The 10,674-nt window shown below is 59.6% G+C and carries 9 protein-coding genes; all 9 read right to left on the reverse strand.

From position 1 onward, the window contains the following. Nucleotides 1-60: 60 nt before the first annotated feature. The 9 genes from DWX39_RS05265 to argF all read right to left on the reverse strand — a co-directional run bounded on the left by DWX39_RS05265 (nt 61) and on the right by argF (nt 10,543). Nucleotides 61-531: a hypothetical protein gene (locus DWX39_RS05265; RefSeq protein ID WP_117758735.1), complete on the reverse strand. Its 471-nt coding sequence runs from the start codon at nt 529-531 to the stop codon at nt 61-63. A gap of 90 nt (nt 532-621) precedes the next feature. After that, entirely contained in the window at nt 622-1,587 is a 966-nt protein-coding gene (rsmH, locus tag DWX39_RS05270) for a 16S rRNA (cytosine(1402)-N(4))-methyltransferase RsmH (protein ID WP_006234266.1), read from the reverse strand. Nucleotides 1,588-1,607: 20 nt separating this feature from the next. Beyond that, nucleotides 1,608-2,042: a division/cell wall cluster transcriptional repressor MraZ gene (locus tag DWX39_RS05275; protein ID WP_006234269.1), complete on the reverse strand. Its 435-nt coding sequence runs from the start codon at nt 2,040-2,042 to the stop codon at nt 1,608-1,610. Nucleotides 2,043-2,504: 462 nt separating this feature from the next. Continuing rightward, on the reverse strand, nt 2,505-3,446 hold the full coding sequence (gene xerD / locus DWX39_RS05280; protein WP_117758736.1) for a site-specific tyrosine recombinase XerD: 942 nt from the start codon (nt 3,444-3,446) through the stop codon (nt 2,505-2,507). A gap of 2 nt (nt 3,447-3,448) precedes the next feature. Next, nucleotides 3,449-5,110, reverse strand: a complete 1,662-nt coding sequence (locus tag DWX39_RS05285) for a CTP synthase (RefSeq protein WP_117758737.1) — start codon at nt 5,108-5,110, stop codon at nt 3,449-3,451. Nucleotides 5,111-5,288: 178 nt separating this feature from the next. Then, on the reverse strand, nt 5,289-5,627 hold the full coding sequence (locus DWX39_RS05290) for a hypothetical protein (RefSeq protein ID WP_117758738.1): 339 nt from the start codon (nt 5,625-5,627) through the stop codon (nt 5,289-5,291). A gap of 256 nt (nt 5,628-5,883) precedes the next feature. Continuing rightward, nucleotides 5,884-7,365 (reverse strand): DUF1846 domain-containing protein, encoded by a 1,482-nt coding sequence (locus tag DWX39_RS05295; RefSeq protein WP_006234276.1) that lies wholly within the window; start codon nt 7,363-7,365, stop codon nt 5,884-5,886. Between the two features lie 556 nt (nt 7,366-7,921). Then, on the reverse strand, nt 7,922-9,409 hold the full coding sequence (locus DWX39_RS05300) for a YfcC family protein (protein ID WP_369831814.1): 1,488 nt from the start codon (nt 9,407-9,409) through the stop codon (nt 7,922-7,924). Between the two features lie 138 nt (nt 9,410-9,547). Next, nucleotides 9,548-10,543: an ornithine carbamoyltransferase gene (argF, locus tag DWX39_RS05305; protein WP_117584234.1), complete on the reverse strand. Its 996-nt coding sequence runs from the start codon at nt 10,541-10,543 to the stop codon at nt 9,548-9,550. Nucleotides 10,544-10,674 lie beyond the last annotated feature (131 nt).

Consider the following 10,674-nt stretch of genomic DNA (forward strand, 5'->3'; position numbering starts at 1 on the left):
AACCGCGGCCCCCATCGGAACCGCGGCGATAGTCATTTGTCATACTCAGCTACCGTCTTGCTACTGAGCGGTCGCGGTCGCGTTGGCGCCCGCGGCTGCATCCTGCGAAAAGTCAAGTGTAACGCTCTCGCTGGGCTCCACCATGCCATAAGCGCCCGCAAGGTCGCGAATGCGCGTGTCGGCGCCATAGACCGAATGCATGACCTCCAGGTCGGAGCTCTCATCGGTCGCCTTTTCGAGCGTGTTGGTAAGCTCGGCGTTGCTGTTGAGCACCTGGGCCGTAACGCCGGCGAGCGCCACGCGGGCGACGCCGATCGTCATGAAGATAGCCGCAATGATGCAAAACGTTTTAAGAACGCTCATGAAAACCGGGCTTACCGCCTGGTTTGCCTGACGGCCCGCGCCCGTGTAGACATCAAAGCGCGGCGTGCGCTGCTCACGGGGAGCAACGGGGGCCTGCGGCGTCTCACGATAGGCGGGCATGGCGTTCATATCATAGGCGAGTGCTGCGCTTGAAGTGTCGTAGCCCATGATATGCCGCCTCCCATCCCGAGTACGTTGGTAGTATGTTTAAGCTTCGTTTATGGTGCGAGCGGGAGGTCCAATATCGCGCGGTCGCGCCTACAGACGCTGCGCCACGCGGATTTTGGCTGATCTCGCCCGAGGGTTGCGCTCAACCTCATCAGGCTGGGCAACCAAGGGTTTGCGAGTGATGACCTTGAGTATCGGCACGTTGCCGCACACGCACACCGGAATCTCCGGCGGACACGTGCACCCCTGGCTCATCTCCTTAAAGTGATTCTTTACGATACGGTCCTCGAGCGAGTGATACGAGATGACGCAGATACGTCCGCCCGGGTTGAGCCACCTGGTGGCGGCATCAAGCCCTCGTTCGAGCACATCGAGCTCGTGATTGACCTCGATGCGAATGGCCTGGAAACTTTTCTTGGCCGGGTGTCCGCCATGCCGACGAGCGGCAGCCGGGATACCCGCCTTGATGATCTCGACAAATTGGCCGGTGGTTTCGATCGGTTCTTGCTCGCGGCGGCGCACGATCTCGCGCGCGATCTGCGAGGCGAACTTCTCTTCGCCGTAGACGCGTAGAATCCGGGCGAGGTCGTGTTCGTTATAGGTGTTGATGACCTCAGCTGCGTTTAAGGTGTTATTACCCGGATCCATCCGCATGTCCAATGGGGCGTCCTCGTTATACGAAAAGCCCCTGCCAGGGATATCGAGTTGCGGTGACGAAACGCCCAAATCGAACAGGAAGCCATCGACCCCGGGCACCTCGGCCGAGCAAAGCAGCTCGTCCAAGTCGCCGAAGTTGCCCTTCAGCAGCTGGTGCGGAACGCCGGGAACCTCGCGGTCCAGACGGGCGCCAGCGGCCTCGAGGGCCATGTCGTCCTGATCGACGCCGAGCAAAAGGCCCGTCTCCCCCACCTGCGCGGCCATCTTTACCGAATGGCCGGCACCGCCAAGGGTGCAATCGCAGACAACGGAGCCGCTCTTTAGCCGCAGCGACTCAAGCACTTCGCCGAGCATGACAGGTTCATGCCGATATTCTTGTGTCAAGATCCCACGCTCCATCCGTTACCCGTGCCTTGCCCTTACGAGAAGAAGAGGTCCAGCAGGGCCTCATCGTCATCGTCCTCATCGGCCGCGGCGCGATCCCAAACCTCAAGGTGGTCGTAGTTGCCCACAACCGTGACCTCGCGGTCGAGGTTCGCCTGCTTGCGGAGAGACTCGGAAAGACCGATACGACCGGCGCTATCCACGTCCATCGACGTAGTGCGCTTGTTGATCGCCCTCATGAGCTTCTGGTCGTTAATGTCACGCGGGTTAAAACCCTCGTGGCCCTCACGACCCGCGAAGAGTCCTTCGACCCACTTATCGAAGGCCTCGGCAGAGAACACGTACAGAGCATCGACATCCAGGGCTTTGAACACGCGAACGTGCTCTCCAAGCTCCTCGCGAAGGGGTGCAGGCAGGGACAGACGACCTTTTGCATCGAGATTGCGCTCGTATGCACCAGTCATTCCCATGTGCGCCCTCCCCTCGGTTACTCAGATGGCACGTACGCGGGGAACCACCCCGCCTGTCGACGTCATTAATAATATGGGGAACCGCCCCATTTTTCAACACCTTTCCCCCCCCCTTCCCCCCCCCCGCCCCACCATTCCACCCCCAATATGTTGTAAAACACCCCCGAGCATATGTTCGAAAACACAATATGTTGTGTTTGCAGCAAAGGCGGGATGCCACCTGTAGAACCACACCCGCGAACCTCAACCTTCAAGTTGACCTTGAGGCGATTTTTACGTCCCTTTACACGCCGTTCACATCGCCCCCAAACTCCCCCACCCACGGTACACACGGCCCACCGTCGCATCGGTGTCTAGCGAAAAATGGGACGGGCCCCAGATTGCCCATGCGCGCAAAAGTGCGTCTCGGCAATCTGGGGCCCGTCCCCTTTAGTATTTATAAATATGCAGGTCAGCGAGGTGCTAGCGATGTGCTAGCGGATGCGCCGCCAGATAGACCTCGGTCAGTTGCGTACGATCGACATGCGTGTAGACCTGCGTGGTCGATATATCGGCATGTCCCAAGATCTCCTGTAGCACACGGAGGTCTGCACCGCCCGCAAGCATATGGGTGGCAAAGGAGTGACGCAGCGTATGGGGATGGAGTCCCACCAGCCCCACCTGGCGCCCGTAGCGCTCACAGATGGCATGGATGCCCTGGCGCGACAGACGGCGGCCGTTCTTATTTAAAAAGACCGCCGAGGTCTCGGTTCCGTGGGCATGGGCCGCCAAGCGAGAACGCCCCTTAGTTATATAGCGCGTCAGAGCTCGCGCCGCGCTTCCCACCAACGGAGACAGGCGCTCCTTTGAGCCCTTACCGCGAACGAGCACAAAGCCATCGTCGATATGGATATCGTCCACATCGAGCCCCACCAACTCGCTCACACGCAAGCCGCATCCGTAGAGCACTTCCAAGATGGCATGGTCGCGCAAGCCCATCTCGCCCTCGGGGAAGTCTTGATCGAGCAGCGCCGAGACATCCTCCACCGATAGATACTCCGGCAAACGCTCAGCCTTTTTAGGCAGGCGCAACGCCGCCGTTGGATTTTGGGCCACAATCCCATCGCGCACCAAAAAGGCATGCAGGCCCTTCACGGCCGCAAGCGCACGCTCCACCGAGGCATCGGAATAGCCCCCATCCCGACGGTCGGCGACAAAGCCCTCCACGACCTGACGAGTCACCTCATCAAAAGACACAATACCCGCCCGCTCCAGATAGGCGCAGTACGTCGTCAGGTCACGACGATAGGCCGCAATCGTGTTGCGCGCCAAACCCCGCTCGACCGCGAGGTAATCGAGATACTCCCCCGCCGCCACGGCGAGCGACGAGGGAGTAGCTTCGGTATGTTCTTTGTTCGCCGGCACCCTTAGTCCGTAGCGAGGTTCATGGGCGTCACCTGCAGGCGATCGACACCCTCGTGCTGACCGATCGAGGCACGCACGAACTCTCGGAACAGCGGCTGCGGGTTGGTCGGACGGCTCTTGAACTCGGGGTGAGCCTGGGTTGCCACATACCAAGGATGCACGTCGCGCGGCAGCTCGACCATCTCGACCAGACGCTCGTCGGGCGAAAGACCCGAGATAACCAAACCGGCGTCCTCGAGCTGGTCGCGGAAGGCGTTGTTAAACTCAAAGCGGTGACGGTGACGCTCGTAGACGAGATCCTCGCCATATGCCTCGCGAGCGAGGGTATCGGCGGCGAGCTTGCACGGATAGGCGCCCAGACGCATGGTGCCGCCCTTCTCGGTGACATCCTCCTGCGAGCTCATCAGATCGATGACGCTAAACGGACCGTCCGGGTCGAACTCGGAGGAGCTGGCGCCGGCAAGGCCGACGACGTTGCGGGCGAACTCGCACACGGCCACCTGCATACCCAGGCAAATGCCCAGATACGGAATCTTGTGCTCGCGGGCAAACTCGGCCGCGAGGATCTTGCCCTCCAGGGCGCGCTTGCCAAAGCCGCCGGGGACCAGGATGCCCGAGGCGTCGCCCAGAACTTCGGAGACATTCTGCTCGTCGAGGCTCTCGCCGTCGACCAGCTGGACGTCCACATGGCGATCGTAGAAGACGCCCGCATGGTGCAGGGCCTCGATAACCGACAGGTACGCATCGGGCAGCTGCGTGTACTTGCCAACGACGGCGATCTTCACCTTGTCGGCGTGATGGTTGGCGTGATTCTGTTTGCGCAGGAACTCGTTCCACTCGCTCATGTCGCGCTCACGCGGGTCCAGACCCAGGCGCTCGCAAATGCGCAGGTCAAAGTCCTGCTCGGCAAGCAGCTGCGGAACATCGTAAATACTCGCGCAGTCCTCGTTGGTAAAGACGCAATCGGTGTCGACGTCGCAGAAGCTTGCGATCTTTCCGCGGATAGCGTCATCGATATGGTGGTCGGAGCGCAGAACGATAATATCGGGCTGGATACCAAAGCTGCGGAGCTCCTTGACGGAATGCTGCGTGGGCTTGGTCTTGACCTCGTGGGCGGCGGCGATATAGGGAACGAGCGACACGTGGATGTAGCAGACGTTCTCGGGGCCGGCCTCCTTGCGGTACTGACGAATGGCCTCGACAAACGGTTGGGACTCGATGTCGCCGATCGTGCCGCCCAGCTCGGTGATGACTATATCGGAGCCGGTCTGCTCTTCGATGCGGCGGAACTTATCCTTAATGGCATTGGTGACGTGAGGAATCACCTGCACGGTACCGCCCAAAAAGTCGCCGCGACGCTCGCGGGCGATTAGGCTTTTGTAGATGGCACCGGTCGTAAAGTTGGAATCGCGGGTCAGGTTCTCATCAATAAAGCGCTCGTAATGACCCAGGTCCAGGTCGGACTCGTAACCATCCTCGGTTACAAAGACCTCACCATGCTGGAACGGGCTCATGGTACCGGGGTCGACGTTCAGATACGGGTCGGCCTTCTGCATCGTTACTTTGTAGCCACGCGACTTGAGCAGACGGCCCAGCGAGGCCGCGGTGATACCCTTGCCCAGGGACGAAACCACGCCACCGGTTACGAACACATGCTTGGTCATATTGAGTTACCTGCGCTTCCCGTAGAAGTTGTTTATCCACATCTTACGGGTCTTCATTGTAATACTCGCGCCGCGGACCGTCCGCAATTTTTCTCGCGTGCGATTGCATTTCTCAATCTTGAAACAAAACGCCGCCCGGTTTCCCAGGCGGCGTCGCTATGGCAAGGGTTACATGCTGCTATCGATCAGCAACCTCGTCCTCAAGCATTTCTTGAACGAGCATGCCGGTACGGACGCCCTCAAGATACCACTCACCACGTTCGGTGAGGCAAATGCCATTTGCAAGCTGACCGCCGTCGTCGCTACAACGCGAGACGACATCAATCATACCTTCGGAATCCAAGCGATCGATTGCGGCGCGGGCACGATACGGCGAAACCCCCACGCGCTCGGCAAGCGTTTTGCGCGAGAAACCATACGGCCCGCCATTGTCTTCGGTTTGCTGGTCGATCTCCATCAACACCAGCACCTCGACACGCTTCATATCGTTGACACTCGCACGACCCTTGCCCGCCATAGCAGCCTCCTCAAACCGAGCACGAGCATCTAACGCGACGTGCGCGACCGACACACCTCACGATGGCAGGTAATATCCATCATGCGGCATCCCGCTAAGGATGAAACAGTTACGGTTATTGTATACCGCTCAAATTGTTTCTAGGCAGGTAAACAGCTATTTTTCGCCGAAATAGACGCTTTATTGATCAAAAAGCCGTACCGGGCGCTAACCCGATACGGCCAAAATGCAATGCAATTACCGCGGTGCTTCAAACTTAGCGATGGAAGAAACCGCGGCGCTCAAACTTGGGCTCGCAGCACACGTTGATGCCCAACTTGCGCAGTACCGTCTCGTCCGTCGGCGAGATAATCACGCTAAAGAAGGCATCGCAACCGCGCAGCTGCTCCAGGCCCGAAAGGACGCGAGCGGCCGTCTCACTCGTGGCCGAGGTGATCGACAGCGCCATAAGCGTCTCGTCGGTGTGGAGGCGCGGGTTTTTGCTGCCCAGGAAATGCGTCTTGAGCTTGCTGATGGGCTCGATCGCCTCATCGCTAATGACCTCGAGCTCAAGGTCGACGCCCGAGACATGCTTGAGGGCGTTCATAATGAGCGAACTTGCGGCACCCAGGCGCGTTGAGGTCTTACCGGTCACCACGGAGCCATCGGGCATGACCATGGCACCCACGGGGCCACCCGTCAGCTGCTCCCTGGTGAGGGCCGCCGAGCGCGCCGGTGAGTAGTTCTTATCGATGCCGGCTTTCTTCATAATAATCTTGAGACGGTCGACTTGCTCATCGCCCACGCCGGTACGGCGCACATTTTCGACCGCGGTAAAGTAGCGGCGGACGATCTCCATCTTGGAGGCGTCGCGGCAGGCATCGTCATCGGTGATGGCAAAACCGACCATATTGACGCCCATGTCCGTAGGGCTCTGGTAGGGGCTCTTGCCCAGGATCTTTTCCATCAGGGCACGGACTACCGGGAAGGCCTCGACGTCGCGGTTGTAGTTGACCGTGGTCTTGTTGTAGGCCTCAAGGTGGAACGAATCGATGATATTGGCGTCGTCGAGGTCAGCCGTGGCGGCCTCGTAGGCAATATTGACCGGATGCGTAAGGGGCAGATTCCAAACCGGGAAGGTCTCGAATTTGGCATAGCCGGCGGCCGTGCCGTGCTTGTGCTCGTGATAGAGCTGAGACAGGCAAGTAGCGAGCTTGCCCGAGCCAGGGCCGGGCGCCGTCACGACAACGAGCGGTCGGGTGGTCTCGACAAACTCGTTCTTGCCATAGCCGTCGTCGGACACAATCAGATCGACATCGTGCGGATAGCCCTCGATGGGATAGTGCAGCTTGGCGGGAATACCGAGCGCGTTCAGGCGGTTGCGGAACACATCGGCAGCAGGCTGTCCAGCGTACTGGGTGATGACCACGGCCGCGACAGCAAAGCCGTTGCCGCGGAACAGGTCAACCAGGCGCAGCACATCCTCGTCATAGGTAATGCCAAGGTCACCACGAGCCTTGTTTTTCTCGATGTGGTTCGCGTTGATCGCGATGATAACCTCGACATCGTCGGCGATGCTTTTGAGCATGCGGAACTTGCTGTCCGGCTCAAAACCCGGTAGCACGCGGCTGGCATGATAGTCATCGAACAGCTTGCCGCCAAACTCCAAATACAGCTTGCCGCCAAACTGCGAGATGCGCTCCTTAATGTGAGCAGCCTGCAGCTCGATATACTTCGCGTTGTCGAAACCCTGGCGCATGTATGGCTCCCGTCCCGTTTCGTAAATTAAGTTCCTACGCGATTATAACGGAGCCCGCCCTCCCCGATAACCAGACCATCAACAGGCACCAACCAAACACGCCCACCGCAACCGCCGGGGACCCGGGGTGGCTCATTTGGAACGGGAAACAAGGCACTCAGCACCAACAATGAAAACGTCGCAGGTTGAGCATAAGCCAGCGAAAGCCCGCCAGAGTAGGCAAAGCGCCCCTGCACCAACAATGGAAAGCGCCGCAGGCAGAGGACGGACAGCGAGCGCCGTCCAGGACGTACAAGTTGGCATGAAAAAGGCAAGGCATAGACCTTTTGGTCATGCCTTGCCTTTTGAATGACAAATTGTCGTCCTGGGCGGCGCGCAGCGTCAACTGGTTGCGCGGTTCGTAGAACCGCGCAACATAAGTGCGCCCCCTCCCGCGCACGGAACGGGAGGGGGCCAAAGGTAGGAGTCTACCGGTGGGGTTACCCCACCGGACAGACGATGACCAGGTGATCCGTTATAGGATCGTCATGGTTTCCGTGGGGTACCCAAGGGGTACTTAGAGCATCACGCAAGCGACGGTCAGGATGATGGCGCAGACGACGGAGAGAGCGACGATGAGCTTAAGAGCAAACTTGAGCCAGGTCGTCCACTCGATCTTGGCCAGGGCAAGACCGCCCATGATGGCGCCGGAGGTCGGGGTGAACAGGTTCACGACGCCGATGGCGGCGGAGAAGATCATGACCATGACCTCGGGCGAGAAGCCGAGCTTAACAGCCAGCGGTCCCATGATGGGCATGGAGACAGTAGCCATACCGGAGGTCGAGGGGATCAGGAAGGACAGGCCGAAGTAGACCAGGAAGCTCATGGGAGCGAAGATCACGCCGGACAGGCCAGCCAGAGCATTGGCGGCAGCGTCGAGGACGTAGACGTCGAGGCCGGTGCTAGCCATGAGGACGGAGATACCACGGGCGAGGGCGATGACGAGGACAACGGACATCATGTCGGCAGCGCCGGTGATGAAGGTGTTGACGATCTGCTTCTCGGACAGGCCGCCGATAATACCGATCAGGACAGCCATGAGGAAGAACCAGGTGGAAGCCTCGTCGAAGTACCACTGACCAATGGGCAGGCCGGTGATCAGGGCAGACCAGCCCTGAACGATGGCGTTACCGTCGGCGTCATAGACAGCGCCAGCATCGAAGAAGTTGGCGACGCCCTCGTTAAGGTCGGCCAGCGGGATGAAGCCGACGATCATGACGACGAAGGTGAAGGCAAAGGCGATCAGAACACCCTTCTGACGACCGGTGAGCTTGACCTCCTTGTGAACCTCGGAAGCAGCCTTGCCGTGAGCCTCTTCGGCGTCCTTGAGCTCCTGCATCGAAAGGATGGTGGAACCCTTGTCAGCCTTGACCTTCTTGGCATAGCTCATGACGAAGAAGATGGACATGGCGGTGGTAACAATCCACAGGACGGCACCGAGGCCGATGATGATGGACTGGTTGACCTCAATGCCAACGCCGGTCAGAGCGTCGACGGCAGCGCCGACGGCAAACGGGTTAACCGTGGAGCCGAGGCAGCCGCAGCCAGCGCCGAGCAGGACGGTTGCAGCGCCGACCATGGGGTCGAAGCCAGCAGCCATCATGGTAGCGGCGAGCAGGGCGTAGAAGGGAACGGTCTCCTCGCACATACCATAGGTGGTACCACCGAGGGAGAAGATGAGCATCAGCACGGGAATGAGCATGATCTCATTGCCCTTAAGCTTCTGCACCAGAACGGCAATGCCGTTGTCCAGGGCGCCGGTCTCGGTCATCATGCCGAGGAAGCCGCCGAGGATCATAACGAAGAGGCAGACGGGCAGAGCGTCAGCGAAGCCCTTGACCGGGGCGGTGCAGAAATCGCTCAAGCGGGCAGCGGTAACCGCGCCACCGGACGTACCGGAGACGATAACGGTAACAACCGCGACGATTGCCAGCAGAGCAAGAAGAATGGTGAACGATGAAGGCATACCGCGCTTTTTCTTAGCGGTCTCAGTCATAGTTCTCATCCCCCCTTCATAAATCATTTACTGATCTCGCCCGAAGCGGCTCTTCCGTGCCGTGCATGTCGTTCGGTGCGAGATTTTTACCAGACAAAAGTGCTCGGGGTGCGCAGCAATGCACCCCGAGCGAGATGCTAGATGCTCTTACTTGAGCGTAGCGTACATGACAGCCTTGATGGTGTGCATGCGGTTCTCGGCCTCGTCGAAGACCTTGGAAGCGGGGCTCTCGAAGACCTCGTCGGTGACCTCCTGCTCGGTGATGCCGAACTGCTCGCACTTCTCGGCGCCAATCGTGGTGTTGGTGTCGTGGAAGCTGGGCAGGCAGTGCAGGAAGATGGCACCCGGGTTGGCCATAGCCATGACCTCGGAGGTAACGCGATACGGGGTGAGCTGAGCGATGCGCTCGGCCCAGACCTCGTCGGGCTCGCCCATGGAGACCCAAACGTCGGTGTAGAGAACGTCGGCACCGGTGACGCCGTCCTTGACGTCGGTGGTCAGCTTGATGGTGCAGCCGTTGGCCTCGGCGATGGGCTTGCAGGCCTCGATGACGTCGTCAGCGGGCATGCACTCCTCGGGGCCGCAGGCCACGAAGTTCATGCCGAGCTTGGAGCAGACAACCATGAGGGAGCGAGCGACGTTGTTCTTGCAGTCGCCCATGAAGACGAGGGTCTTGCCCTTGATGTCGTAGTTGAAGTTCTCCTGGACGGTCAGGATGTCGGCGAGCATCTGGGTGGGGTGCCACTCAGTGGTCAGGCCGTTCCACACGGGCACGCCGGACTTAGCGGCGAGCTCCTCGACGTCGTCCTGGGCAAAGCCGCGGAACTCGATGCCGTCATACATGCGGCCGAGAACGCGAGCGGTGTCCTCGATGGACTCCTTCTTGCCCATCTGGGACGAACCGGGATCGAGGTAGGTAACGCCCATGCCCAGGTCCATGCCGCCGACCTCGAAGGCGCAGCGGGTACGAGTGGAGGTCTTCTGGAAGAGCAGGACGATGTTCTTGCCCTCGAGATAGCGGTGCGGAACGCCAGCACGCTTCATGTCCTTGAAGTTCTTGGAGAGCTTGAGCAGGTACTCAATCTCCTCGGTGGTGAGGTCGAGGAGCTTGAGGAAGCTACGGCCGGAGAGGTTAACACCCATGGTTCGTTTCCTTTCGAAAAAGTGAATTACTAAAAAGTGGTGCCCGTTTGACGGGCGAAACCGGTGCGGTTGTAGGGGGACCGCACCGGAACCGTTAAAACCTTAGAGGTCCTCGCGCCAGAAGGGCATGC

Source organism: Collinsella sp. AF19-1LB, from assembly GCF_003459655.1.
Taxonomy (GTDB): Bacteria; Actinomycetota; Coriobacteriia; order Coriobacteriales; family Coriobacteriaceae; genus Collinsella.

Bases quoted from the DNA above. Each gene is read 5' to 3' on its own strand.
- argF (WP_117584234.1), bottom strand. From the start codon at position 10,543: ATGGGTGTTAACCTCTCCGGCCGTAGCTTCCTCAAGCTCCTCGACCTC.
- DWX39_RS05275 (WP_006234269.1), bottom strand. From the start codon at position 2,042: ATGGGAATGACTGGTGCATACGAGCGCAATCTCGATGCAAAAGGTCGT.
- rsmH (WP_006234266.1), bottom strand. From the start codon at position 1,587: ATGGAGCGTGGGATCTTGACACAAGAATATCGGCATGAACCTGTCATG.
- DWX39_RS05290 (WP_117758738.1), bottom strand. From the start codon at position 5,627: ATGGCGGGCAAGGGTCGTGCGAGTGTCAACGATATGAAGCGTGTCGAG.
- DWX39_RS05265 (WP_117758735.1), bottom strand. From the start codon at position 531: ATGGGCTACGACACTTCAAGCGCAGCACTCGCCTATGATATGAACGCC.
- DWX39_RS05285 (WP_117758737.1), bottom strand. From the start codon at position 5,110: ATGACCAAGCATGTGTTCGTAACCGGTGGCGTGGTTTCGTCCCTGGGC.
- DWX39_RS05300 (WP_369831814.1), bottom strand. From the start codon at position 9,409: ATGAGAACTATGACTGAGACCGCTAAGAAAAAGCGCGGTATGCCTTCA.
- DWX39_RS05295 (WP_006234276.1), bottom strand. From the start codon at position 7,365: ATGCGCCAGGGTTTCGACAACGCGAAGTATATCGAGCTGCAGGCTGCT.